Here is a 25,626-nt window from a genome sequence, read left to right on the forward strand (position 1 = left end):
ACAGTTTCACGATCCTGATCAGCCTCACGGCGCGCTGTCGTCGTCATCGTCCTGATCGTCATCAGTGTCCATACGGGCCTTGCCAGCATCATTCTTTTTGTCCATGCCGCTGTTGTTGCCTGGTTGTGGGTCCATGCCCTTTGTTCCCGGGCTGGTGCCCTGAGTACCCGGAGTCGTGCCGTCAGTATTCTTTTCCATCCCGGTGCCCGGTACTTTCGGGCCGCTGCTGTCCGGATTGGTCGGCCCTGTCGAGCCCGCCATGGCCACTGCACTGACGCTGCCCATGATTGCGGCAAGTGTCCATGCGCCAACTGTCTTAAGTTTCATGTTCGAAAACCTCCTGTCAGTGTCCTTCGTGTTGTTGCTAAAGGCATTGAGTGATGATCGGTGGTGCAGGTGCCGAACGGCCGACCAGTGGCAGGGGAGACCCGCCACTGTCGTCACACAGATCAGTTGACCTTTGGCTTCTCGGTCACGCCGCTCTTGTCGTGGGTACCGTGGGTGTTCTTGTCATGCGTCATGGTGCCTGAGCCGTTGTTCATCGACTTGTTGGTCTGCTCACCTTGCTGCGTGCCCTTGGTGTTGGACGAATTGCGATCGGCCGGTGCCGAATTGGTGCCCGGCAGCTTGGTCGCGTTGTCGTTGACCGGGCTGGCAGGCGTCGGTGAGGTTTCAGCAAAAGCTGCGCCCGATGCAACGGCCATCAGGCCAGCGAGAGTCAGGGCAGCGAATTTGGTCTTGATCATGAGGCTTACTCCGGTTTTAAGATTTTTAACATACCCACGTTGGTCATTGGCCACTTGCCATAGGTGCCGGCGATTCCGACGAACGGTAGCACAATGATTATGCTTTAATTTAATACCACCCCTGTAAGGTCGCTTTTCAATCATCCTCCAAAGAGCGGGGAAGCAGCAGTAATCAGGGTGTGGATGACGCGGTTTTTCAGGCGATCTGGTTATAAGCATTTACTGCCCGGAAAACCTGAGGGTCTAAAAGGGCACATTCTTTTACACTTTTATAACGGTGATGGCTTTGAGCTATATAGAGATGGCTGGCACATGGCTAGCCTTTGAAACAGATCCTTTGAGCCCCGAAAACATTGGGTCCGATGAATTCTCGGGAAAAAGCGCATGTAGGAAATTGGCCATAAAAAGCGCCTTCACCCGACGCAGTTCGACGGATTGTCATTAAACAGAAACATTTGAGCGTTTAAATCCGCCTCGGGCCTCTTCAAGTGGGCCACCACACAATCTCCTGGACTGAGGTATTACCGTGATTCTGCTGACTAAAAAACGCTTGTCGCTTCTGATCGCTTCGCTGTGCCTGAGCGGTGTAGCCCATGCGACTGATGTTACCGGCGCTGGTTCGAGTTTCGTCTTCCCGGTCATTTCCAAATGGTCCCAGGACTACAGCAAAACTGCCGACAACCGCATCAACTACCAGTCCATCGGTTCGGGTGGCGGTATTGCCCAGATCAAGGCTGCTACCGTTGACTTCGGCGCTTCCGACGCCCCTATGTCCGCTGAAGACCTGCAGGCTGCCGGCCTGGGTCAGTTCCCAAGCGTCATCGGCGGTATCGTGCCGATCATCAACGTGGAAGGCATCGAAAGCGGCAAGCTGAAACTTGACGGCGAAACCCTGGCCAAGATCTTCATGGGCACGGTCAAGAAGTGGAACGACCCAGCCATCGTTGCGCTGAACCCGGGCGTGACACTGCCTGACACCGCAATCACTGTCGTTCACCGTTCGGACGGCTCGGGCACCACTTACAACTTCACCAACTACCTGAGCAAAGCCAGTTCCGAGTGGAACGAGAAGCTGAAGTTCGGTTCGACCGTGCAGTGGCCAGCAGGCGTGGGCGGCAAGGGGAACGAAGGTGTGTCGGCTTACGTGAAGCAGATCAAAGGTTCGATCGGCTACGTTGAATACTCCTACGCTGTAACCAACAAGCTGTCCTACACCCAGCTGAAAAACGCTGCCGGCAAGTTCATCGCGCCGACCGCCAAGTCGTTCGCTGCTGCTGCCGACACCGCTGACTGGGCGAACGCCAAGGACTTCGGTCTGATCATGACCAACGCTCCGGGCGAAGAGGCATGGCCGATCACTGCCACCACGTGGATCATCATGTACAAGAAAGCCAAGAACGCAGAGAAGAGCGCAGCGGCTTTCGACTTCTTCAAGTGGTCTCTCGAAAACGGTCAGAAGCAGGCAGCAGAGCTGGATTACGTCGCCTTGCCGAAATCGCTGGTCGATCGCGTAGAAAACTACTGGAAAGCTGAATTCACCAAGTAAGTGATTCAAGCGTGTACGACCCCTGTCATCGACCGCGATATCGGTCCGATGACGGGGGCTTTTCCTTGCGAGTGGACTCAACATGACTGAAAACACCCAATACCTGTCCGCTGCCGTCAAAGCTGTCGAGACCGAAGGCGAGAAGCGCGCCAAGCGGGATCATCGCCACGACCTGTGGTTCAAGCGTTCATTGCAGGCCGCCGCGATGCTGGTGCTTGCTTTGCTGGGTTGTATTGCCCTGTCGACCCTCTGGGGTGGCAGTCTGGCATTCCAGACGTTCGGGTTTGGCTTTCTGACCAGTACCGAATGGGACGTGAACGCCGGCAAGTTCGGCGCGCTGGTTCCGATCTACGGCACGCTGGTGACCTCTTTTCTGGCTTTGCTGATCGCCGTTCCGGTGAGTTTCGGCATTGCGATTTTCCTGACCGAAGTAGCGCCGCCATGGCTTCGGATGCCCATTGCCTCGGCCATCGAGCTGCTGGCGGGAATCCCGTCGATCATTTACGGCATGTGGGGGTTGTTCGTGTTCGGGCCGTTCATGGCTGAACACATGTCACCCTGGATCACCGAAAACCTGGGCGCGCTGCCGCTGATTGGCCCGATGTTCCAGGGCCCGCCCCTGGGTATCGGCATGCTGACGGCCGGTATCGTGCTGGCAATCATGATCACCCCGTTTATCACCTCGGTGATGCAGGAAGTCTTCCGCACCGTACCTGTCGCGCTCAAAGAGTCGGCCTATGCGCTGGGCGGCACGACCTGGGAAGTGGTCTGGGACATCGTACTGCCTTACACCCGTTCTGCAGTGGTCGGCGGTGTGTTCCTCGGCCTGGGTCGTGCGCTGGGTGAAACCATGGCGGTGACCTTCGTACTGGGCAACGCTCACCAGTTCTCGGCGTCGCTGATGATGCCAAGCAGTTCCATCGCTTCGGTCATCGCCAACGAATTCAACGAGGCATACACCGACATTCACCGTTCTGCGCTGATCGCTCTGGGCTTCCTGTTGTTTGTGGTCACCTTCATCGTGCTGGCCCTTGCACGTCTGATGTTGTCGCGTCTGTCGCGTAAGGAGGGGTTATGAGTAAGGACCTGGCAGGCAGCGAGCGCATCTACCGTGTTCGCAATATCAAGAACAAGATCGCCATGGTGCTCAGCTGTGGTGCCACGGCATTCGGTCTGTTGTGGCTGGTCTGGATTCTGCTGACCACCATCATCAAGGGCATCGACGCCCTGAACCTGCAACTGTTTACTGGCATGACGCCTCCGCCAGGCACTGAAGGCGGTCTGGCCAACGCCTTCTACGGCAGCGTGCTGATGTCTGGCATCGGCCTGCTCATCGGTACGCCGATCGGCCTGATGGCCGGTATCTGGCTGGCCGAGTTCGCGCGCTACACCAAGCTGGGCAACGCGGTGCGCTTCATCAACGACATTCTGCTGTCGGCACCGTCCATTGTGCTGGGCCTGTTCGTGTACACCGTCGTTGTTCTGCCGCTCAACGCAGTGACTGGCCATCAGGTTGGCTTCTCGGCGATTGCCGGTGCACTGGCGCTCGCGCTGCTGGTGATTCCGGTGGTGGTGCGTACCACTGACGAAATGATGCAACTGCAACCCTCGACCATGCGCGAAGCTGCGCTGGCGCTGGGTGTACCTCAATGGAAGCTGACCCTGCAGATCGTTCTGCGCGCCGCCAAGGCAGGTGTCGTGACCGGCGTATTGCTGGCACTGGCACGTATCACTGGCGAAACCGCGCCGCTGCTGTTCACCGCATTCGGCAACCAGTTCTGGAGCAGCGATCTGCTCAAGCCAATCGCCAGTGTTCCGGTGGTGGTGTTCCAGTACGCAATGAGCCCGTTCGACGATTGGCACTCCCTGGCATGGGCCGGTGCATTGGTCATGACGCTGTTCGTACTGATACTGAGTCTGCTTTCTCGCTTAATTCTTCTGCGCAATAGGGCGTCCTGATGAACAACCTTTCCCTGGCCAACGAAAAGACCAAGATTCAAGTGCGCGGTCTGGAGTTTTTCTACAACAACCAGAAGTCGCTGAAGTCCATCGACATGACCATTCCCGAGAAGCGCATCACTGCGATCATCGGCCCGTCGGGTTGCGGCAAATCGACCCTGTTGCGTGTATTCAACCGTATTTACGCGATGTACCCGAAACAGGAAGCGCGCGGCGAAGTGCTGCTCAATGGCGAAAACATCCTGGCGCCGGGCTACTCGATGAACCGCCTGCGCAGCCACGTGGGCATGGTGTTCCAGAAGCCGGTGCCGTTCCCGATGTCGATCTACGACAACATCGCCTACGCCATCAAGCACCATGAAAAACTGTCGCGTCGTGAAATGGAAGATCGCGTCGAGCAGGCGTTGCGTGGTGCAGCGCTCTGGGATGAAGTGAAGGACAAGCTCAAGCAGAGCGCTACCGGCCTGTCCGGTGGTCAGCAACAGCGTCTGTGCATCGCACGTACCATCGCGCTGCGCCCTCAGGTGCTGCTGCTGGATGAACCGACGTCTGCGCTTGACCCGATCTCCACCGGTCGTATCGAGCAGTTGATCACCGAGCTGAAAGAGCAGTTCACCGTGATCATCGTGACCCACAACATGCAGCAGGCTGCCCGTTGCTCGGACTACACCGCGTTCATGTTCATGGGTGAACTGATCGAGCACGGCGACACCGACACCATCTTCACCAAGCCCTCCAAGACCCAGACCGAAGACTACATCACCGGTCGTTTCGGCTGATCAGCCGGCCAGGGCGGGTGCCTCCCGGCGCTCGCCCATGAATGCCTCGATCCTGCTGCGCAACCAGCGTTCGGCAGGGTCGTTGTCCATCACACTCAGCCATGTCATCGACAGGTCCAGCCCCGGGGTGGGGAAGGGCAGCGGCTCGTCGTACACCAATCCCAATGCACTCATGGCACTCGCTGCGTAATCGGACAGCCCCGAAATAAGATCGGTGCCAGCCATCAGCGCAGGCAGGGTGGTGAACTGCGGCACTGACAACACCACCTGGCGCTTGCGGCCCAGCGCGGTCAGCCACTCATCAGCGAAACTGCTGACGCTGGCGACGTGCGACACCACTACATGCGGCCGTGAACAGTACTCATCCATCGACATCGGGCCTGACGGCTTGTCGGCCCTCACCAGACGTGGCTGAACGTTGCGCAGCGTCTTGCGTTTGGCGTTGGCGGGCAGCTCGCGGGTCAGGCACACCCCGACCGTGATGTCGCCCGACATCAGGACCTCGGAGATATTCAGGTAGTCGACGTGCTTGACCACGATCACCACGCCCGGCGCTTCCTTGCGGATCGCCTTGAGCATGGCGGGGAACAGGCCGAATTCGACATCGTCGGACAGGCCGATGCGAAAGGTCATCTTGCTCACCGAGGGATCGAAGTCCGTCGTCAGGCTCAGCGCTGTGGACATGGCGTCCAGCGCGGGCGTCAGGTGTTTGAGGATTTCATGGGCACGGGCGGTCGGCTCCATGCGATGGCCGACGCGGATGAACAGCGGGTCGTTGAGCAGGCCGCGCAGACGGTTGAGCGCCGCACTGATGGTCGGCTGGCCGAGGAACAGTTTTTCCGCCGCGCGAGTCACATTGCGCTCCTGCATCAGGGTCTCGAAGACCACCATCAGGTTGATATCGGCCTTGCGCAGTTCATTGCGATTCATGTGGGTTCCTTGGCATCAGACATGTTCATCCGGATGGCGCCTGCAAGAGCATGCGCCAGTCTAGGGAAGCGCCGCAGTGGGCGTCCAGCCTTTTGCCTTGCAGCGCAGAAACGTCTTCTTACGTTTCTGTAGGTAGGAAAAGGGCGAATCTGTTGTGGGATCTGGGGTCTACTTGCGGGTCCGGAACGCGTTGTGCCAAGCGCTTCCGGCATTCCCGACCCACACCTTAAGGAGGTGCCCCCTATGCGGGCTGCAAAGATTGCCGGTCTGTTGATGTCGATGGCGTTGCCTTGTGCGGCGCTGGCTGAAACGCCCAGTTATGGTCAGCAACTGGAAGGCTTCACCTATCCCCACCCACTCAAGAAGTTCGACTTCCAGTCCCAGGGTCAGGCACTGGAGATGGGTTACATGGACGTCGCACCCACCGGCAAGGCCAATGGCCGCACTGCTGTCCTGATGCATGGCAAGAATTTCTGCGGTGCTACATGGGAAGACTCGATCAAAAGCCTCAGCGCGGCAGGTTATCGGGTGATCGCTCCCGATCAGATCGGTTTCTGCACCTCGACCAAGCCTGGCTATTACCAGTACAGCTTCCAGCAACTGTCGATGAATACTCATGCGCTTCTGGAAAAGCTTGGCATCGACAAAGTGTCGATCGTGGGTCACTCGACCGGCGGCATGCTGGCCACGCGTTATGCGTTGATGTACCCCAGGCAGACCGAGAAGCTGGTGATGGTCAACCCGATTGGCCTGGAAGACTGGAAAGCACTTGGCGTGCCTTACCGCACCGTGGATCAATGGTATGAGCGGGAACTGAAAACCACCGCCGAAGGCATTCGTGCCTACGAGCAGAAGACCTATTACGACGGGCGCTGGAAGCCTGAGTACGACAAGTGGGTCGACATGCTGGCAGGGCTGAACAAAGGACCCGGTCAGAAAGCCGTTGCCTGGAACTCGGCGCTGATCTACGACATGATTTTCACCCAGCCGGTGTTCTACGAATTCCCGAAACTGCAGGTGCCGACCGTGTTGATGATTGGTGACGCTGACACCACCGCCATCGGCAGCGACATCGCGCCGCCGGACGTGAAGGCCAAAATCGGCAAGTACAAGGTGTTGGGCAAGCAGGTCACCGAGATGATTCCGGGTGCCAAGCTGGTGGAATTCAAAGGCATGGGCCATGCCCCGCAGATGGAAGAACCGGTTGCGTTCAACAAGGCGCTGGTCGAGGCGCTTCAGTAGTCATTTGTTGAAAGGTAATCGTGCCGACGCTCCGCGCTTATCGTTATACACAAGTCCGCCTCAACACTGATCGTGCCCATCGCTCCGCGTGGGCATGCCGCCCGTGACGCTCCGCGTCACAAATGGCACAGATTGCGGATTCAGTGAGCCGAGCGCCCGGCTCAGGTCACCTTTGCGCCCTTACGGCGCGCTACTTTGAGGGACCAAAGTAGCCAAAGTCCTTCGCTCCGGTTCCGGCCCCGGCTTCGCCGGGGTTCCTTCGTCCTGACACTGATTCGGGGGTCGCTGCAAATGGGCCATCCATGGCCCAGTGCAGCTCAATCGGCATCCATGCCGATTGCCCCCCGAATCAGCGCCAGGACTCAGCCTTCACCCACGTCGCAATCGCTGGTGTACGCACTACCGCGTCAAAAAGCATGGCAGCGCTGCTGCCTTGTAGGAGAGCAAGTTGATTTGTGTATAACGATGAGCGCTCCGCTTCGGCATGCATCCCGTGTCACTCTGCGTCACATTCGAGAGCGGACGCGGAGCGAGGCAACGATCAGCAGCGATCAGCAGCGATCAGCTCAACAACTGCGCGAACGCCTTGTCGGCCTCCAGCACTGCGGGCAGTCCGGCGAACAGGGCGTCCAGATCGATGCCTTCCATGATTGGTCCGTCGGAAGCTTTCTGTGCTTCAGGCGTCGCGCCGCCGTGGGCTTCCAGTGCGTCGGAAATCACGATGGCCTGGGCGACGATGCGTGGCAGAGGCGCGTCATTGGGGGCTTGCATTGGCTTGGCCTGATACGCGATTGCCTCCTGAATCACCTTGGGCAGTTGCCAGCGTCGGGCCAGTTCGGTGCCCACTTCCGGGTAGCCAAAGCCCAGTTGCACGGTTTCATTGGCCGCACGTCCGGCCGTTCCGGCCTTGGTCGCGCTGTTCAGACGTTCGGCCACTTCTGGCGCGCCGGTCTGGATCAACAGCTCGCCGATGTTGTGCATCACGCCACAGGTGAAGGCGATTTCCGCATCCGTACCGCTTTGTTTGGCCAGCATCCGGCAGATTCCGGCCACCTGGAAGCTCTTCAACCAGAACGCCTTGAGGTCAAAACTCGGCCCGGCCTTGAACGCACCGGTCACTGCCGAAGCCATCACCAGTGTGCGCAAGGTGTTGAAGCCCAGTCGCATGGCGGCGTCTTCAATACTCGACGATTCGCGTGAGCCACGGAAGCGCGCCGAGTTGGCCAGACGCAGGACCTTGGCGGCAATCACAGGGTCTTTCTCGATATTGCGGGCGATGCTTTCCAGGTTGGAGGAGGGGTTATCGAACTGCAGCATCAGGTCCTGAGCCACCTTGGGAATGCTCGGCAGACTGTGTAAATCGTCAAACAGCTTTTCAATACTCATCATAGCGGGACCATCCTCTGGACGACGGGATGATTTGACCATAGCCAGTTTTTTCCGCTCTGCACGTTTTGCCGTCATTTGTGGGAAGGGTTTCTCACCCGGCTCGAAAATAAAGATAAAAGACTCTTCAAGCCTGGCCGATATACCACCAAGGGGCTGTTCGACTGTTCCGATTCGTGTCCCAGAAGCCCCTTCGAAAAAACGGCACCGTTTCCGAAGTTGACTGGCGTTTTTTGAATCGTCCTTATTGTTTATGCCGTGGAAGTACTCGCTATGATGAAAAGCCTGGGTTTCAGCAAGAAAATCCTCTTGGCCGCCGCTTTGATTGTGATTGTCGCGTTCAGTGTGTTCATTGTCGTCAATGACTATCGACAACGTCAGTCACTGAAATCCAGTGTTCAGTCCGAGCTGCAACAACTCGGCACCCTGACCACGCAGAACATTCAGACCTGGCTGGAAAGCCGCATCCAGTTGCTGCAGTCCATGTCCCAGCAGATTGCCATAGACGGCAAGGCGTTGCCGCAGTTGCAGCGTGCCGTGGGACTTTCGGTGTACAGCGATAACTTTCAACTGGGCTACTTCGGCACCACCGAAGGCGTGATGCTTTCCAACCCGTCCGCCACCCGTCCGGCTGACTACGACCCACGCGCGCGTGGCTGGTACAAGGCGGCGCAGAACGCGACAGGCACCATCGTGACCGAACCCTACATTGCCGCTTCGTCCGGCAAGCTGGTCATGACCATCGCGACCCCGGTCAAGATCCAGAACCAGTTGGCCGGTGTGGCCGGTGCCGATATCTCGCTGGACAGCGTCAGCAAGATCATCAACTCGTTGAACTTCAACGGCCATGGCTATGCGTTTCTGGTCAGCGCCGAAGGCAAGATTCTCGTACACCCGGACAGCAAGCTGGTGCTGAAAAACATCAGCGAAGCCTACCCGAACAACACGCCTAAGATCGCCACAGGCGTGACAGAGATCGATTCCGGCAACAAGCCGGAAATCATTTCGTTCACCCCGGTGCAGGGCGTTTCCACGGCTAACTGGTACGTTGCACTGGTGCTTGAGCAGGACGCTGCCTATTCGATGCTCAGCGAATTCCGCGCGTCGGCGATTACGGCAATGGTCGTCGTGGTCGTGGTGATCATCCTGCTGCTGGGCCTGTTGATCCGCGTACTCATGCAGCCGCTACACCAGATGGGCCGTGCGATGCGTGACATTGCTGACGGTGAGGGCGACCTGACCAAGCGACTGGCAATCACCTCGCAGGACGAGTTCGGCGCGCTGGCGCAATCGTTCAACCACTTCGTCGAGCGCATCCATGCGTCGATCCGTGAAGTTGCCTCGACCGCTGCTCAATTGGGTTCGGTCGCAACGCAGGTGGTAAAAGTATCCAACGCGTCGATGAGCAACTCCGATCAGCAGGCAAACCGCACCGAGAGCGTGGCGGCCGCGATCAACGAACTGGGTGCCGCCGCTCAGGAAATCGCGCAGAACGCTGCGCGCACGTCGCAGCAGTCCAGTGACGCGAGTGAGCTGGCCGGTGATGGTCAGGCCGTCGTGCAGCAGACCATCAAGGCGATGAACGAGCTGTCCGGCAAGATCAGCGAGTCGTGCGTGAACATCGAAAGTCTGAACGACAAGACTGCCAACATCGGGCAGATTCTCGAAGTGATCACCAGCATTTCCCAGCAGACCAACCTGCTGGCGCTCAACGCAGCCATCGAAGCGGCGCGTGCCGGTGAAGCCGGTCGCGGTTTCGCGGTGGTCGCCGACGAGGTGCGTAACCTGGCTCACCGGACTCAGGACTCGGCTCAGCAGGTCCAGAAAATGATCGAGGAGCTGCAGGTCGGTGCCCGTGAAGCGGTTACCAACATGACCGAGAGCCAGCGCCAGAGTGAAGACAGCGTGGGCATCGCCAACCGTGCCGGCGAGCGTCTGGGCAGCGTGACCCGCCGCATCGACGAGATCAATGGCATGAACCAGTCGGTTGCGGCTGCGACAGAAGAGCAGACCTCGGTGGTGGAGTCGATCAATGTCGACATCACCCACATCAACACGCTTAACCAGCTCGGTGTCGACAACCTGCGTCAGACCCTGGAAGCCTGCAACTCGCTGGAAGAGCAGGCCGCACGCCTGCAGCAACTGGTGGGCAGTTTCCGTATCTGATCGCTCAACGACCTGCGCTTATCGCGTCAACACTGATCGTGCCCACGCGATGGGCACGATCATTAACCTTATACCGATGGTTCCCACGCTCTGCGCTCATCGTTATACACAAGTCCTCTTGGAGGAATACGATGATGATCGTTCCTACGCTCTGCGTGGGAATGCCTCCCAGGACGCTCCGCGTCCGCTCTTGAATGTGGCGCAGATGCGTGCCCAAGCTCCAGCGTTATCCACGTCATGCGCTCGGCTCACTGAATCCTCAGTCTGTGCCATTTGTGACGCAGAGCGTCACGGGAGGCATGCCCACGCGATGGGCACGATCAGTGTCGGGACGCTCCGCGTCCCGGCGTCGGTATTGGCGCACCTGCAACGCAACCTGCGCAAAACTGTTACGGGTTCGTCATCCTCGCTTCACGTCTCTGCAACACGTCCGGTTCAGTCTGGCTGACAACCGAATACGACCTGCACCGGGCCGTAGGGCAGACAGAGACAGACCATGAACCCAGCTATCCATGTCGAAGGGCTGAACAAGAGCTTTTCCCGTAAAAGCGCTCTGGTTGGCCTTGAGTTGTCTATACAACATGGCGAGATGGTCGCGCTGATCGGTGCGTCCGGCTCGGGCAAGTCCACCCTGTTGCGGCATCTGGCCGGGCTGGCGTGCTGTGACCGGGAAAACGGTGGTCAGGTCAAGGTGCTGGATCGCGAGGTGCAGGCCTCGGGTCGTCTCAATCGTCATGTACGCCGTCTGCGTGCCGACATCGGTTACATCTTTCAGCAGTTCAATCTGGTCAATCGCCTCAGCGTGCTCGACAACGTGTTGCTCGGCTGCCTCGGCCGCATGCCGCGCTGGCGTGGCAACCTCGCGTTGTTCAACACCGAAGAAAAACAGCGCGCCATGGCATCACTGGAGCGCGTCGGGCTGGCGGACCTTGCCGCTCAGCGCGCTTCGACCCTGTCCGGTGGTCAGCAGCAGCGCGTGGCCATCGCCCGTGCGCTGACCCAGCGCGCCGAAGTCATCCTCGCTGACGAGCCCATCGCTTCGCTCGACCCTGAATCCGCTCGCCGGGTCATGGAAATCCTCGCCGACATCAACCGCCGCGACGGCAAGACCGTTGTCGTTACCCTGCATCAGGTCGACTACGCGATGCGCTATTGCCCGCGGGCCGTGGCGCTTAAAGGCGGACGTATCCATTACGACGGGCAAGCGCAAGGTCTCAGCGCGTCCTTCCTCGACGATCTCTACGGCGCCGAACAGGGCAGCAGCCTGATCGGCACCGGGAAAAAGCTTCGCCTCGAAAAGCCTGCGCGTCTGGCGCTGGCCAAAGTCTGAATACTTTTGCGTCAGTCCTCTGACATCAACCGCTGTTGCACGAACCTCACCTCAGGAGTGCTTTCATGTTCAACCGTATCGGTCGCGTCCTCGCGTCTGCCGCATTGCTGGCCACTTGCGCAATGGGCACTGCCCAGGCGGAAGAGAAGGTCATCAATTTCGGCATCATGTCCACGGAGTCGTCGCAGAACCTCAAAACCATCTGGCAGCCTTTTCTGGATGATATGAGCAAGAAAACCGGGCTCAAGGTCAACGCGACCTTCGCCTCGGACTACGCGGGCCTGATTCAGGGCATGCGTTTCAACAAGGTGGACGTGGCCTGGCTGGGCAACAAGGCCGCCATGGAAGCGGTTGACCGTTCCAATGGCGAGATCTTCGCTCAGACCTCCGCAGCCAATGGTGCGGCCGGTTACTGGAGCCTGCTGATCGTGCGCAAGGACAGCCCGATCAACTCCGTTGAAGACATGCTCAAGAACGCCAAGAGCCTGACCTTCGGCAACGGCGACCCGAACTCCACCTCCGGTTATCTGGTGCCAGGCTATTACGTATTCGCCAAGAACCATGTCGATGCGTCCACCGCGTTCAAGCGCACGCTGAACTCCAGCCACGAAGTTAACGCGCTCAGCGTTGCCAAGGGCCAACTGGACGTGGCGACATTCAACACCGAGAGCTGGGACCGCCTGGCTGTCACTCAGCCGGACAAGGTCGAGCAGCTGAAAGTGATCTGGAAATCGCCGCTGATCCCGGCCGATCCAATGGTCTGGAGCAAGGCGCTGTCGGACGAGAACAAGGCGAAAATCCGCGAGTTCTTCGCCAGCTACGGCGATACCGATGAAGAAAAAACCGTCCTCAAGAACATGCAGCTGGGCAAATTCCTGAAGTCCAGTGACGACCAGTTGCTGCCGATTCGCCAGCTGGAACTGTTCAAGCAACGCACTGAAGTCGCGGCCAGCACCACGCTCGACGCCAAGGAAAAGGAAACCCGGCTGAAGGAAATCGACGCCGGCCTGAGCAAGCTGCAGGAGCGCATTACCGAACTGAACCAGAAAACGGCATCCAGCACCGCAGGCTGAACGAGCGGGGCGCAGACCTCCCGTTCGCGCTCCGGCAACTGCCATCAGGACATCGATTGCTATGAACACTCACGTTGCATACACCCAGGTGGCGGGCAAACGCACCTGGCCTCGCTACCTGGGCTGGGGGCTGTTTCTGGTCGCACTGGCCTGGGCCTGGCAAGGCGCTGAAATGAACCCGCTGTCGCTGGTTCGTGACTCGGGGAACATGGCGACTTTCGCATCCGACTTCTTCCCGCCGGATTTCCGCGAATGGCGCAGCTACCTCACGGAAATGGTGGTCACGATTCAGATCGCCTTATGGGGCACGGTGCTGGCCATCGTCTGTTCCATCCCGCTCGGCATTCTGTGTTCCGAAAACATCACGCCGTGGTGGATTCACCTGCCGTTGCGCCGCTGCATGGACGCCTTTCGCTCCATCAATGAAATGGTGTTCGCGATGCTGTTCGTGGTCGCCGTCGGCCTGGGGCCATTCGCGGGCGTGCTGGCGTTGTGGATCAGCACCACGGGGGTGCTCGCCAAACTGTTCGCCGAGGCCGTGGAAGCCATTGATCCAGGCCCGGTCGAAGGGGTGCGGGCCACCGGCGCCAGCGCATTGCAGGAAGTCATCTACGGGGTGATCCCGCAGGTCATGCCGCTGTGGATCTCCTACGCTCTATACCGTTTCGAGTCCAACGTGCGCTCGGCAACGGTGGTCGGCCTGGTCGGTGCAGGCGGCATCGGGGTGATTCTCTGGGAAAACATTCGTGCCTTTGCATTCGTCCAGACCAGCGCCGTTTTGCTGGTGATCATCGTCGTCGTCAGCGTGATCGACATTGCGTCGCAACGCTTGCGCAAGCAATTCATCTGACCGGAGAGGGGTGTCCCGATGGGCACTTTTTTTGACCATGCAGTTGTCTAGACAAGCAGAGCCGTTGTACCGCGAACTGGCCGATACACTTCGCGCCGAGCTGGGTACTTACCGTCCCGGCGACTATTTGCCTGCCGAGTTTCAACTGGCCGAACGTTTCAGCGTCAATCGCCACACGGTTCGCCGCGCTGTCGATGAACTGGTGCGCGAAGGCAGCGTGTTGCGTCGGCAGGGCAAGGGCACTCAGGTGCTGGAACGCCCGTTGATCTACCCGATGCAGGCCGACAGTGCCTACAGCCAGTCACTGTCGGCGCAGGGCATCGGGGTCGAGGCGATCCTGTTGCTGCGCCGCGACTGTCAGGCCAATGCCGAGGACGCCATGCATCTGGGCCTGAACGAGCTGGCTCCGATGATCGAGCTGCGCACGCTGCGCAAACTCGACGGCCAGCCCGTGAGCCTGATTGTGCATCGATTCAGCGCCGACTACCGCGAGCTGCTGGCTGAGTACAGCGGTGGCTCGCTGCGCCAGTACCTGGCCGAGCGCGAACTGCCGTTGACCCGCAAACAGAGCCTGATCGGCGCCCGACTGCCGACCCGCGAAGAGGCGGCGCATTTGTTGATGCCGCGCCATATGCCCGCGCTGACGGTGTTGACCGTCTCCTGCGACCGGTCCGGTCAGCCGGTGGAACTGTCCCGTTCCACCAGCCGCAGCGACCGCTTCCACTATCAAGTGACCACCTGATGCCGAGGTTATCCATGCAATCGTCTCAGCAATCCCCTCAAGCCGATCCTGAAACCGCCGCCCGCCAGCACTGGATGGGCGTCCTCGCCCGGGCGCATGTCGATGAGCACTGTCGCGAGCACATGAAGCGCCATGAAGCCGCCTTGCGCGACACCGACTACCAGATGATCCGTGCGCCGGAAATCGGCATGACACTGGTACGCGGGCGCATGGGCGGCACCGGTGCGGCGTTCAATCTGGGTGAAATGAGCGTGACCCGTTGCGTGGTTCGCCTGGCAGACGGGCGCACCGGCTACAGCTACCTGGCCGGACGCGACAAACACCACGCCGAACTCGCCGCGCTGGCCGACGCCCATTTGCAGGGCGCTCAGCAGGCATCGTGGCTGGCTGAACTGATCGAACCCCTTGCCCAGGCACAGGCCCGGCGCAAGGCCGCCAAAGACGCAGAAACCGCCGCGACCAAAGTGGAATTCTTTACCCTGGTCCGAGGAGAAGACTGATGAACGCCGTCCTTTTGCAACCTGCCTTCACCGACCCGGTACTCGACGCTCAGCGCAGTTTTCGCGCTGCTCTAAAGGCGCTGGCCGGCCCCGGCATTACCCAGACCTTGAACGCCGCCCATCAGCCGCCCGCGCTGTCGGGACTCGACAGCGCCACCCACGCGCTGTGTCTGGCGTTGCTGGACCTGGACACGCCGGTCTGGCTGGCTCCGGCTTTCGACACGCCAGCCATTCGCGCCAATCTCTCATTTCACTGCGGCTGCCCGATCGTCAGCGATCGGCAGAACGCCCGCTTCGCGCTGCTCGATGCCTCGGTGGCACAGGACCTGGCTGGATTCGACCTGGGTAACGACCGCTATCCGGATCAGTCCTGCACGCTGCTTATCCAGTTGTCAGACCTTGAAGGCGGAACCCCGCTGGACTGGAGCGGCCCCGGCATCGAGCACCGCAATCGCGTGGCCTTGCCGCTGGAAAAGGAGTTCTGGACCGAACGGTCGGCGCGCAACGACTTCCCGCGCGGGCTCGATGTGTTCTTTCTGTCGGGCAGCCGGATGCTCGGCTTGCCACGCAGCACCCGTGTGCAGGAGTGTGCCTGATGTATGTCGCCGTCAAAGGTGGCGAACAGGCCATCGATAACGCCCACCGCCTGCTGGCCAGCAGGCGTCGTGGTGATACCGCCGTCGCCGAACTCGACGTCGAGCAGATCCGCCAGCAACTGCCGCTGGCTGTCGCCCGGGTCATGACCGAAGGTTCGCTGTACGACGAACAACTGGCCGCGCTGGCGATCAAGCAATCGGCGGGGGATCTGGTCGAGGCGATTTTCCTGCTGCGCGCCTACCGCACGACACTCACGCGCTTTTGCGCCAGTTTGCCCATCGACACCTCGAACATGCAGCTCAATCGTCGTCTTTCCGCCACGTTCAAGGACGTGCCCGGCGGGCAACTGCTGGGGCCGACTTTCGACTACACCCACCGTCTGCTGGATTTCACGCTGCTGGCCGAAGGCGAGCATCCGGGTCCAAGCGTAACGCCTGATGCTGCCTTGCAGCCGTGCCCTCGAGTACTGGGTCTGTTGGCGAAAGAAGGCCTGATGAAGCCTGAAGTCGACAACGATGAGCCGATTGCCGACATCACCCGCGAGCCGCTGGAGTATCCGTCCAGTCGCGCCGAACGCCTGCAGGCTTTGGCCCGTGGCGACGAGGGGTTTCTGCTGGCGCTGGGGTATTCGACCCAGCGTGGCTATGGCTGCAACCACCCGTTTGCAGGCGAGATTCGCATCGGCGAAGTGGAGGTGTGGATCGAGCCGGAGGAACTGGGCTTTCCCATCCTGATTGGCGACATCGAAATCACCGAGTGCGAAATGATCAACCAGTTCGTCGGCTCGGCCACTGTGCCTGCGCAGTTCACGCGTGGTTATGGTCTGGCCTTCGGCAATGCCGAGCGCAAGGCGATGGGCATGGCGCTGGTGGATCGCTCGTTGCGTGCCGACGAGTACAACGAAGAAATCCGTTCGCCAGCCCAGCAGGAGGAGTTCGTACTGGCCCACTGCGACAACGTCGAAGCCGCCGGTTTCGTTTCGCACTTGAAGCTGCCGCATTACGTGGACTTTCAGTCCGAACTGGAACTGATCCGCAAACTGCGCAAACCCACCGCGACCGGGGAGAACGAGCAATGAGCAGCCTCAAACCGCCCGTTGAGCGGGACACCGCCTACAACTTCGCTTATCTGGACGAGCAGACCAAACGCATGATCCGCCGCGGCTTGCTCAAGGCCGTCGCCATTCCCGGTTATCAGGTGCCGTTCGGTGGCCGCGAGATGCCGTTGCCGTATGGATGGGGCACCGGCGGCATGCAACTGACCGCCGCGATTCTGGGCGCCGAAGACGTGCTCAAGGTCATTGACCAGGGCGCGGACGACACCACCAACGCGGTCTCGATCCGGCGCTTCTTCGCCCGCACGGCAGGCGTAGCCACCACCGAACGCACGCCCGAAGCGACGGTGATCCAGACCCGTCACCGCATCCCGGAAACCCCGCTGCACGCTGACCAGATCATGGTGTATCAGGTGCCGATTCCCGAGCCGCTGCGCTTCATCGAGCCTTCAGAAACCGAGACCCGGACCATGCATGCGCTGGACGATTACGGGGTGATGCACGTCAAGCTCTACGAAGACATCGCCACCTTCGGCCACATCGCGACCAGCTATGCCTATCCGGTGATGGTCGATGAACGCTATGTGATGGACCCTTCGCCGATTCCCAAATTCGACAACCCCAAGCTGGACATGAGCCCGGCGCTGATGCTGTTCGGCGCAGGGCGCGAGAAGCGTCTGTACGCGGTGCCTCCCTTTACCCGCGTGGTGAGTCTGGATTTCGAAGATCACCCGTTCGAAGTCCAGCGTTGGGAGCAATGCTGCGCAATCTGCGGCAGCCATGATTCCTTTCTCGACGAACTGATCCTCGACGACGCGGGCACCCAGAGCTTTGTCTGCTCCGATACCGATTATTGCGCCCAGCGGGCCAGCCAGCAGGAGAACGCCCGATGATCAGTGCCATGTCGGTCAATCCGACCAACGCGCCACGGCCTGAACTGGACGAAGCGCTGCTCAGGGTCCGCGGTCTGACCCGGTTGTACGGGCCGGAGAAGGGCTGTCAGAACGTCAGTTTCGACCTGTATCCCGGTGAGGTATTGGGCATCGTCGGCGAGTCCGGCTCGGGCAAGTCCACGTTGTTGTCAGTGCTCAGCGGCCGCTCCGCGCCGGAGAGTGGCCGTATCGACTATCGCGGCCAGGACGGCAGCTGGCTCGATCTGTACAGCGCCAGCGAGGCGCAACGGCGTACCTTGCTGCGCACCGAATGGGGCTTCGTCGAGCAGAATCCGCGTGACGGCCTGCGCATGGGCGTGTCGGCGGGGGCCAACATCGGCGAGCGTCTGATGGCCCAGGGCGTACGCAATTATCAGCAGTTGCGCGGTGCGGCGCTGGACTGGCTCGGTCAGGTGGAAATCGATCCGCTGCGTATCGATGATCTGCCGCGCACCTTTTCCGGCGGCATGCAGCAACGCTTGCAGATCGCTCGCAATCTGGTTTCCGGCCCGCGGCTGGTGTTCATGGACGAGCCGACCGGCGGCCTGGATGTCTCGGTGCAGGCGCGTCTGCTGGACCTGTTACGCGGTCTGGTGCGCGAGCTGGACCTGGCGGTGGTGATCGTCACCCACGACCTGGCCGTGGCCCGGTTGCTGGCGGACCGGCTGATGGTGATGCGTCGCTCCCACGTGGTCGAAGCGGGGCTCACCGATCAGATCCTCGATGACCCGCAGCATCCGTATTCACAGCTGCTGGTTTCCTCGGTACTGCAGCCATGATCCGCACAGAGAGATGAGCCTGATGACTACCTTGATCGAGGTCCGTGACCTCTCGAAAAACTTCACGCTGCATCAACACAACGGCGTGGTGCTCAATGTGCTGCGTGGCCTGAATTTCTCGGTGCGCAGCGGCGAGTGTCTGGTGTTGGGCGGGGCGTCCGGTACGGGCAAGAGCACTTTGTTGCGCACGCTGTACGGCAACTACCTGCCTGCTGCTGGCAGCATTCGCGTGCAGCACGACGGCGAGTGGACCGAGCTGGTCGGCGCCACGCCGCGCCAGGTGCTGGAAGTGCGGCGCAGGACGCTGGGCTATGTGAGCCAGTTTCTGCGCGTCATTCCTCGCGTGTCGAGTCTGGACGTGGTCATGGAACCGGCGCTGGCACGTGGCTGGCCCCGCGAACAGGCGAGGGCGCGAGCCGAGTTGCTGCTCACCCGTCTGAACATTGCGCCGCGTCTGTGGCCACTGGCACCCAGTACGTTTTCCGGTGGCGAACAGCAACGCATCAACATTGCTCGCGCCTTCATGGTGCCCTGGCCAGTGCTGTTACTGGACGAGCCGACGGCTTCGCTGGATGACGCCAATCGTCAGGTGGTGCTGGAACTGATCGACGAAGCCAAACGTGAAGGCGCCGCGCTGATCGGCATTTTCCATGACCGCGATGCCCGCGAATCGGTGGCCAGCCGTCAACTGGACATGACCCCGGTGGAGCTGACCGCCAAGGAGTTGCTGCAATGCTGAACGAACAGATATTCACCAACGCCCGTGTGGTCACCGGTGATGCGGTGTTTTCCGGCACTGTGGTGGTGCGCGACGGTCTGATCGTCGAGGTCGATTCGGGCCGCAGCCAGTTGAGTCAGGCGCAGGACCTGCAGAGTGATTACCTGCTGCCTGGCCTGATCGAACTGCACACCGACAACCTGGAAAAACACCTGTCGCCGCGTCCCGGTGTGGACTGGCCGTCAACCTCGGCGGTCATCAGCCACGATGCGCAGATAGTCGCCGCAGGTATCACCACGGTGTTCGACGCGCTGTCGATTGGCGACATCAACCCCAAGGGCAAGCGCATGCAGCAACTGCCCTCGATGCTCGCCGCCATTGCGGCGGCCAGCGATGCAGGCCTGACCCGCGCCGAGCACCTGCTGCATTTGCGCTGCGAAGTCAGTCACCCGGACACCCTGAGTGTGTTTCGCGACCTGGTGGATCAGCCGCTGGTGAAACTCGTGTCGGTCATGGATCACGCGCCCGGCCAGCGTCAGTTCGCGCTGGAATCCAAGTACCGTGAGTACTATATGGGCAAGTACCACATGAGCAGTCAGGAGATGGACGGCTTCATCGTCGAGCAAGTGGCCAACTCCATCGAATACGCTGATCGATATCGTGGCGCGATTGTCGAACTGTGTCTGGCGCGCGGGTTGTCAATCGCCAGTCACGATGACGCCACCATGGCCCATGTCGAGGAATCGGCGGGCTTCGGCATGAACATCGCCGAGTTTCCGACCACGCTGGAAGCAGCCCGTGGATGTCGGCGTCTGGGCATGAGCGTGCTGATGGGTGCACCGAACATCGTGCGCGGCGGCTCGCACTCCGGTAACGTGGCGGCCGCGTCGCTGGCCAAAGAAGGACTACTGGATATTCTCTCCAGCGACTACTATCCGGCGAGTCTTCTGCAATCGGCGTTCATGCTGGCCGAACAGGACAACGACTGTGGGTTGCCTCAGGCGATGAACATGGTCAGCCGCACGCCGGCACTGGCGGCGGGGCTGGCTGATCGCGGTGAAATTCGTATTGGCCTGCGTGCCGACCTGATTCAGGCGCGCAGTCACGGCAATCTGCCGGTTATCGATAAAGTCTGGCGACAAGGCAAGAGGGTATTCTGATGGCAGGCAGGTTGATCTATCTCATCGGGCCGTCCGGTTCAGGCAAGGACAGCCTGATGGACGCGGCTCGCGACACCCTGGCGGAGCGTAACTGCCGAGTGGTGCGGCGGGTTATCACCCGTTCCGCCGAGGCCGTGGGCGAAGCGGCACAGGCCGTGGACGTCGAGCAGTTCGAACACATGCGCGAGCACGGCGCGTTCGCGTTGAACTGGCAGGCCAACGGCTTGCATTACGGCATCCCGATTGTCATCGACCAGTGGCTGCTGGAGGGCCATGACGTGCTGATCAACGGTTCCCGTGCGCACCTTGAGCGCTCGCAACGCCGCTATCCCAATCTGCTGGCGGTGCTGCTGACGGTGGATCAGGACGTCTTGCGTCAGCGTCTGCTGGCGAGAGGCCGGGAAAGCCTGCCGGAAATCGAGGCGCGACTGGACCGCAATCAGCAATTTGCCGGTGATCTGCTGGCCAGCCACCCTGGCGTCTATCCGCTGGACAACTCCGGCGAGCTGCAGCAGACGGTTGCTGCGCTGGTTCGCTATCTGGAGAAACACCCGGCGTGCGCCTGACGCTGCTCGGCACTGGCGACGCCCGGCAAGTGCCGGTGTATGGCTGTCAGTGTCCGGCCTGTCTGGCGGCACTGAGCGACAAAGCGTTGCGTCGTCTGCCTTGCAGTGCGCTGGTCGAGTTCGACGATCAGCGCTGGCTGATCGACAGCGGTCTGACCGACCTCACCGAGCGTTTTCCGCCACGCAGCCTGAGCGGCATTCTGCAGACCCACTACCACGCCGATCACGCCCAGGGTCTGCTGCACCTGCGCTGGGGGCAGGGTCTGGTGATTCCGGTGCACGGTCCGACGGATCCGGAAGGCCTGGCGGACCTGTACAAACACCCGGGCATTCTGGATTTCAGCCAGCCGTTCGCAGCCTTCGAAACCCGAGCCCTGGGTGCTTTGCAGGTCACTGCGTTACCGCTGCAGCATTCCCGGCCGACATTGGGTTACCTGCTGGAGGGCGACGGGCGACGCATCGCTTACCTGACTGACACAGTCGGCCTGCCCGAGGCCACGCACGACTACTTGCAACGCCAGCCGCTGCACGCCCTGATCCTCGACTGCTCCATGCCCCCGCAACCCCAGACCCCGCGCAACCACAACGACCTGACCCTGGCGCTGGACATCATCGAACGCCTGAAACCGGTCAAAGCCGTCCTGACCCATATCGGTCACACTCTTGACGCCTGGCTGATGGAACAATCGAGGCAACTGCCGGACAACGTACTGATTGCTCGGGATGGGATGGTGGTTTGAGGTACTTGTGATTCAGTCCGAAGACCACTCAATCTCGTCGCCAGCTTCTCTTACCAAACGATCTGTAAACCACTTAAGAAATGCAATTTCGTGGGAGCGGACTCGTCCGCGAATACGGTAGCCCAACCGATGAATATTCATCGGGTTTACAGGCCTTTTCCCGGACAAACGGAACGCCGTCCGGTCCACTCCCACATGGTTTGCTGTGCGACAGCTCTGTGCCGAGAATGTGGTGAACCTCTCATAGGTTCTCTTTCGCTGAACGCCATAAGCCACACCCATCCGATTCCGTTCGCTGATCGCCCACAACATCAATACCGCGTCTTTCCAAGCGTGCAGGCAAATTTTGATGTGCTCAGAATCAGCTTTTCAAGCCGAAACAGCCTGCGACAATTTGTCATTATGAACTGGTTAGTACATTCTGCGCGGCTGTAAAAATCCGACAGGTTCGACACATGACTGGCAAACAAGACACAGGGGCGGGGAGCAGGGTGGGGCTACTCGTATTGGGGGCGCTTATCGCATTGATCGGGCTTGGCCTGGCGGGCGGGGGCGGTTATCTGGTGGCGTTGGGCGGGAGCTGGTTCTTCCTGCTCATGGGCCTGGCGATGCTGATCAGCGGCGCGTTGATTGCGAAGCGGCAGCCCAAAGGCGCGTTGATCTATGGTGTGGCCCTTGTTCTGACTGCGATCTGGGCAGTCTGGGATGCCGGGCTTCATTACTGGCCGCTGGTCTCACGCGTGCTGACGTTCGCGGTGATCGGTCTGGTGGTTGCGCTGATCTACCCGACACTGGTCCGCGCTTCCGGCGCTCAGGCAGGGCGCGGTGCCTATGGTCTGGCAGGCGTGCTGGCCATTGGCGTCGTGGCGACCATCGGCTATATGTTCGTGCCGACCCATGTGGTCAGCGCCAGCAGCGTGCCGGACGTTGTGCCGGTCGCCCCGGGCAGCGAGCAGAAGGACTGGGCGCACTGGGGCAACACCCCGGCGGGTAACCGTTTCGCGGCGCTGGATCAGATCAACAAGGGCAACATCGACAAGCTGCAGGTCGCCTGGACGTTCCACACCGGCGATATTCCGCAGAGTACCGGCGCAGGTGCCGAAGACCAGAACACGCCGTTGCAGATCGGCGACACGGTCTACACCTGTACCGCCTACGGCAAGGTCTTCGCGCTGGATGCCGACACCGGTGAGCAGCGCTGGAAGTTCGACCCGAAAGGCAGTGCGCCCAACTGGCAGCGCTGCCGTGGTCTGGGTTACTTCGCAGCGCCTGCCGCCGAGGCGGGCGCTCAGCCTGCCGCCTGCGCCAGCCGTATTTTCCTGCCGACTGGCGACGCACGCCTGATCGCGCTGGATGCCAGAACCGGCGAGGCCTGCACGGACTTCGGCACCCAGGGTGTGGTTGACCTGAAGACCGATATGGGTGAAGTCAAAGAGGGCTATTACCAGCAAACCTCGACACCTCTGGTCGCTGGCAACGTCGTGGTGGTGGGCGGTCGTGTCGCCGACAACTTCTCCACCGGCGAACCGCCCGGCGTGGTGCGCGCTTTCGATGTGCACAGCGGTGAGCTGGTCTGGGCCTGGGATCCTGGCAACCCCACTACCACCAAACGCCCGCCAGCAGGCGAGACCTATACGCGTGGCACGCCGAATGTCTGGTCGGCCATGTCCTATGACGAAAAACTAGGCCTGATCTACCTGCCGACCGGCAACGCCACACCGGACTTCTTCGGTGGCACGCGCACCGAGGCGGATGACAAGTGGTCGTCCTCGGTCGTTGCTGTAGACGTCAAGACCGGTCAGGTGCGCTGGCATTTCCAGATGACTCACCATGACCTGTGGGACTTCGATATTCCGGCCCAGCCGCTGCTGTACGACATCCCGGACGGCAAGGGCGGCACTCAGCCTGCCCTGGCGCAGGTCACCAAGCAGGGCGAGATCTTTCTGCTGAACCGGGAAACCGGCGTGCCGATTTCCCGGGTCGAAGAGCGTCCGGTGCCCCAGGGCAGCGTGCCGGGTGAGCGTTATTCGCCGACCCAGCCGTTCTCGGTGGACATGCCGTCGATTGGCAACCAGACCCTGAAAGAGTCCGACATGTGGGGCGCCACGGCGTTTGACCAGTTGATGTGCCGGATCGCCTTCAAGGGCATGCGACATGAAGGCGTCTACACGCCGCCAGGCATGGACCACGCGCTGCAATTTCCGGGCTCGCTGGGCGGGATGAACTGGGGCAGCGTGTCGGTCGATCCGACCAACAGCTACATGTTCGTCAACGACATGCGCCTGGGTCTGGCCAACTACATGATCCCACGTGACAAGATCGCTGCCGGTGCCAGCGGCATCGAGATGGGCGTTGTGCCGCAGACCGGTACGCCGTTTGGCGCCATGCGTCAGCGCTTCCTGTCTGCGGTCGGCATTCCGTGTCAGGCGCCGCCGTTCGGCACCATGTCGGCCATCGACCTGAAGACCAAAAAGCTGGTCTGGCAGGTTCCGGTTGGCACGGTCAAGGACACTGGACCGATGGGCATTCGCATGGGTCTGCCGATTCCGATCGGCATGCCGACCCTGGGCGCTTCGCTGTCCACGCAGTCGGGTCTGCTGTTCTTCGCGGGTACTCAGGATTTCTATCTGCGTGCCTTCGACAGCGGCAACGGCAACGAAATCTGGAAGGCTCGTCTGCCAGTGGGCAGCCAGTCGGGTCCTATGACCTACGTGTCACCCAAGACCGGCCGGCAGTACATTCTGCTCACAGCCGGTGGTGCCCGTCAGTCGCCTGATCGTGGCGACTACGTGATTGCCTACGCGTTACCCCAGTAACGTGTGGCAGGCCCGAGAGGCAGTGGCTGCCTCTCGGGTCTTATCCGATCAAGCTCACCAGCCACATCCACAAGGGCAGCGTCGCGGCCGACAGCACTGTGGTCAGGCAGATCGCCGAGCTGGTTTTCTGCACATGCGGCACGCTGCGGGCAAAGCCCAGCACGTTGACCCCGGCAGGGCCTGCGGCCATCAGCACCAGCACGCCTCGCGACAACCCCTCGATACCCAGCAGCATGCACGCCAGTAATACCAGCAACGGCATCAGGAACAGCTTGCCGACGGTAATGCCCAGCGCCTGCGGGCTGGGTGTCAGTTTGAAACTGGAAAGGTTGGAGCCCAGCACGATCAAGGCGCAGGGTAGGGCAGCCTGGGCAAGCCAGGTGGTCAGATGATCGGCCCATTCGGGCAGCACGAGCCCTGACAGGTTGACCACGATCCCCAGCAACAGCCCGATGATCAACGGGTTGGCCAGGCTGGCGAACAGCGAGCGGGTGTTGAATGGCTGGTCACCGGCCAGACTGTCGTACAGGCTCTGGAAGGTGAACAGGGTCAGGCTGTGCACCGCGATGACCGTGAACAGCAAGACCAGCCCCTGATCGCCGAACACACCGACCACCAGCGGAATGCCGATCAGGATGTTGTTGGAGAAGCTGGCGGTCAGGCCGAAGGGCGTCGAGGTGGTGCCAGACCGGTGCATGATCAGATTGATCAAGACAAACACGATCAGGGCAGGCACGAAGTACGCCGCCAGCACCCGCAGATCGAGGCCGTCGTGCAGCGGTGCCTTGACCATCCCGGTGAACAGCACCATCGGTAGAAACAGTTTGAAGGCCAGCACGCTCAAGGCCTTGGTGCTCTCGACAGTCAGGGTCTTGTGTTTGCCCAGCACATAGCCGAGAACGATCAGTAGAAAAACGGGCAGGATGGCTTGCAGAACGGCCACGGGCTCTGGCTCCTTGAGAACATGGCCGCGCAGTATGAACCAGCGTTGCAACTTTACCTATGCACCGCTGCG

The 25,626-nt window shown here is 60.6% G+C and carries 25 protein-coding genes and 1 pseudogene; 21 read left to right on the forward strand and 5 right to left on the reverse strand.

Annotated elements, in window-relative coordinates:
• Positions 1 to 24: 24 nt before the first annotated feature.
• The gene (locus AC0IXS_RS25805) at positions 25 to 327 is read right to left on the reverse strand and encodes a hypothetical protein (protein WP_057408527.1); all 303 of its coding nucleotides are present in this window, start codon (positions 325 to 327) and stop codon (positions 25 to 27) included.
• Between the two features lie 122 nt (positions 328 to 449).
• Positions 450 to 746, reverse strand: coding sequence for a hypothetical protein (locus AC0IXS_RS25810; RefSeq protein WP_004883970.1), 297 nt, complete (start codon positions 744 to 746; stop codon positions 450 to 452).
• A 526-nt stretch (positions 747 to 1,272) separates the two neighbouring features.
• On the opposite strand from AC0IXS_RS25810, the gene pstS reads away from it, so the two are divergent.
• The 4 genes from pstS (at position 1,273) to pstB (ending at position 5,030) form a co-directional block, all read left to right on the forward strand.
• Positions 1,273 to 2,292 carry a phosphate ABC transporter substrate-binding protein PstS gene (gene pstS / locus AC0IXS_RS25815; protein WP_025992971.1) on the forward strand — a complete coding sequence of 340 codons (1,020 nt, stop codon included), beginning with the start codon at positions 1,273 to 1,275 and terminating at the stop codon, positions 2,290 to 2,292.
• Positions 2,293 to 2,374: 82 nt separating this feature from the next.
• A complete protein-coding gene (gene pstC / locus AC0IXS_RS25820) occupies positions 2,375 to 3,370 on the forward strand; it encodes a phosphate ABC transporter permease subunit PstC (protein ID WP_029244210.1) in 996 nt (331 codons plus the stop codon).
• Positions 3,367 to 4,251, forward strand: coding sequence for a phosphate ABC transporter permease PstA (gene pstA / locus AC0IXS_RS25825; protein WP_004883967.1), 885 nt, complete (start codon positions 3,367 to 3,369; stop codon positions 4,249 to 4,251). The genes pstC and pstA overlap by 4 nt, the downstream gene beginning before the upstream one ends.
• The gene (gene pstB, locus AC0IXS_RS25830; RefSeq protein ID WP_004883964.1) at positions 4,251 to 5,030 is read left to right on the forward strand and encodes a phosphate ABC transporter ATP-binding protein PstB; all 780 of its coding nucleotides are present in this window, start codon (positions 4,251 to 4,253) and stop codon (positions 5,028 to 5,030) included. The genes pstA and pstB overlap by 1 nt, the downstream gene beginning before the upstream one ends.
• On the opposite strand, the gene AC0IXS_RS25835 is transcribed toward pstB, so the two are convergent.
• Complete coding sequence (locus AC0IXS_RS25835) at positions 5,031 to 5,960, reverse strand: LysR substrate-binding domain-containing protein (RefSeq protein WP_025992970.1); 930 nt, start codon at positions 5,958 to 5,960, stop codon at positions 5,031 to 5,033.
• 243 nt (positions 5,961 to 6,203) lie between these two features.
• Here AC0IXS_RS25835 and AC0IXS_RS25840 point away from each other — a divergent pair, with 243 nt between their 5' ends.
• Positions 6,204 to 7,202 (forward strand): alpha/beta fold hydrolase, encoded by a 999-nt coding sequence (locus AC0IXS_RS25840; RefSeq protein ID WP_057408529.1) that lies wholly within the window; start codon positions 6,204 to 6,206, stop codon positions 7,200 to 7,202.
• Positions 7,203 to 7,763: 561 nt separating this feature from the next.
• Here the strand turns inward: AC0IXS_RS25840 and AC0IXS_RS25845 are convergent.
• Entirely contained in the window at positions 7,764 to 8,591 is an 828-nt protein-coding gene (locus AC0IXS_RS25845; protein ID WP_025993125.1) for an HDOD domain-containing protein, read from the reverse strand.
• 273 nt (positions 8,592 to 8,864) lie between these two features.
• On the opposite strand from AC0IXS_RS25845, the pseudogene AC0IXS_RS25850 reads away from it, so the two are divergent.
• The 16 genes and pseudogenes from AC0IXS_RS25850 to AC0IXS_RS25925 all read left to right on the forward strand — a co-directional run.
• A pseudogene (locus AC0IXS_RS25850) lies at positions 8,865 to 9,899 on the forward strand (HAMP domain-containing protein); the annotation flags it as partial.
• Positions 9,900 to 9,989: 90 nt separating this feature from the next.
• Positions 9,990 to 10,754, forward strand: a complete 765-nt coding sequence (locus tag AC0IXS_RS25855; protein ID WP_407072014.1) for a methyl-accepting chemotaxis protein — start codon at positions 9,990 to 9,992, stop codon at positions 10,752 to 10,754.
• Between the two features lie 496 nt (positions 10,755 to 11,250).
• On the forward strand, positions 11,251 to 12,084 hold the full coding sequence (gene phnC / locus AC0IXS_RS25860; protein ID WP_029242104.1) for a phosphonate ABC transporter ATP-binding protein: 834 nt from the start codon (positions 11,251 to 11,253) through the stop codon (positions 12,082 to 12,084).
• 65 nt (positions 12,085 to 12,149) lie between these two features.
• Positions 12,150 to 13,157 (forward strand): phosphonate ABC transporter substrate-binding protein, encoded by a 1,008-nt coding sequence (gene phnD, locus AC0IXS_RS25865; RefSeq protein WP_122564228.1) that lies wholly within the window; start codon positions 12,150 to 12,152, stop codon positions 13,155 to 13,157.
• Positions 13,158 to 13,218: 61 nt separating this feature from the next.
• A complete protein-coding gene (phnE, locus tag AC0IXS_RS25870) occupies positions 13,219 to 14,007 on the forward strand; it encodes a phosphonate ABC transporter, permease protein PhnE (RefSeq protein ID WP_471826044.1) in 789 nt (262 codons plus the stop codon).
• 37 nt (positions 14,008 to 14,044) lie between these two features.
• Complete coding sequence (phnF, locus tag AC0IXS_RS25875; RefSeq protein WP_191955050.1) at positions 14,045 to 14,749, forward strand: phosphonate metabolism transcriptional regulator PhnF; 705 nt, start codon at positions 14,045 to 14,047, stop codon at positions 14,747 to 14,749.
• Between the two features lie 14 nt (positions 14,750 to 14,763).
• Positions 14,764 to 15,249 carry a phosphonate C-P lyase system protein PhnG gene (phnG, locus tag AC0IXS_RS25880; protein ID WP_074454551.1) on the forward strand — a complete coding sequence of 162 codons (486 nt, stop codon included), beginning with the start codon at positions 14,764 to 14,766 and terminating at the stop codon, positions 15,247 to 15,249.
• Entirely contained in the window at positions 15,249 to 15,845 is a 597-nt protein-coding gene (gene phnH, locus AC0IXS_RS25885) for a phosphonate C-P lyase system protein PhnH (RefSeq protein WP_122431514.1), read from the forward strand. The genes phnG and phnH overlap by 1 nt, the downstream gene beginning before the upstream one ends.
• Positions 15,845 to 16,924, forward strand: coding sequence for a carbon-phosphorus lyase complex subunit (locus AC0IXS_RS25890; RefSeq protein WP_471826047.1), 1,080 nt, complete (start codon positions 15,845 to 15,847; stop codon positions 16,922 to 16,924). Before phnH ends, AC0IXS_RS25890 begins: the two co-directional genes overlap by 1 nt.
• Positions 16,921 to 17,793 (forward strand): alpha-D-ribose 1-methylphosphonate 5-phosphate C-P-lyase PhnJ, encoded by an 873-nt coding sequence (locus AC0IXS_RS25895; protein WP_025995407.1) that lies wholly within the window; start codon positions 16,921 to 16,923, stop codon positions 17,791 to 17,793. Before AC0IXS_RS25890 ends, AC0IXS_RS25895 begins: the two co-directional genes overlap by 4 nt.
• A gap of 8 nt (positions 17,794 to 17,801) precedes the next feature.
• On the forward strand, positions 17,802 to 18,611 hold the full coding sequence (phnK, locus tag AC0IXS_RS25900) for a phosphonate C-P lyase system protein PhnK (protein WP_057410955.1): 810 nt from the start codon (positions 17,802 to 17,804) through the stop codon (positions 18,609 to 18,611).
• A gap of 22 nt (positions 18,612 to 18,633) precedes the next feature.
• Positions 18,634 to 19,350, forward strand: a complete 717-nt coding sequence (phnL, locus tag AC0IXS_RS25905) for a phosphonate C-P lyase system protein PhnL (RefSeq protein ID WP_057410954.1) — start codon at positions 18,634 to 18,636, stop codon at positions 19,348 to 19,350.
• The gene (locus AC0IXS_RS25910) at positions 19,344 to 20,489 is read left to right on the forward strand and encodes an alpha-D-ribose 1-methylphosphonate 5-triphosphate diphosphatase (RefSeq protein WP_057410949.1); all 1,146 of its coding nucleotides are present in this window, start codon (positions 19,344 to 19,346) and stop codon (positions 20,487 to 20,489) included. Before phnL ends, AC0IXS_RS25910 begins: the two co-directional genes overlap by 7 nt.
• Positions 20,489 to 21,055 (forward strand): phosphonate metabolism protein/1,5-bisphosphokinase (PRPP-forming) PhnN, encoded by a 567-nt coding sequence (phnN, locus tag AC0IXS_RS25915; protein WP_004888387.1) that lies wholly within the window; start codon positions 20,489 to 20,491, stop codon positions 21,053 to 21,055. Before AC0IXS_RS25910 ends, phnN begins: the two co-directional genes overlap by 1 nt.
• Positions 21,046 to 21,795: a phosphonate metabolism protein PhnP gene (gene phnP / locus AC0IXS_RS25920; RefSeq protein WP_057410948.1), complete on the forward strand. Its 750-nt coding sequence runs from the start codon at positions 21,046 to 21,048 to the stop codon at positions 21,793 to 21,795. The genes phnN and phnP overlap by 10 nt, the downstream gene beginning before the upstream one ends.
• Positions 21,796 to 22,250: 455 nt before the next feature.
• On the forward strand, positions 22,251 to 24,611 hold the full coding sequence (locus tag AC0IXS_RS25925) for a glucose/quinate/shikimate family membrane-bound PQQ-dependent dehydrogenase (protein ID WP_320471129.1): 2,361 nt from the start codon (positions 22,251 to 22,253) through the stop codon (positions 24,609 to 24,611).
• Between the two features lie 40 nt (positions 24,612 to 24,651).
• On the opposite strand, the gene AC0IXS_RS25930 is transcribed toward AC0IXS_RS25925, so the two are convergent.
• A complete protein-coding gene (locus AC0IXS_RS25930) occupies positions 24,652 to 25,554 on the reverse strand; it encodes an AEC family transporter (protein WP_057411231.1) in 903 nt (300 codons plus the stop codon).
• Positions 25,555 to 25,626: the final 72 nt, after the last annotated feature.

This window comes from Pseudomonas sp. AC016, from assembly GCF_979253365.1.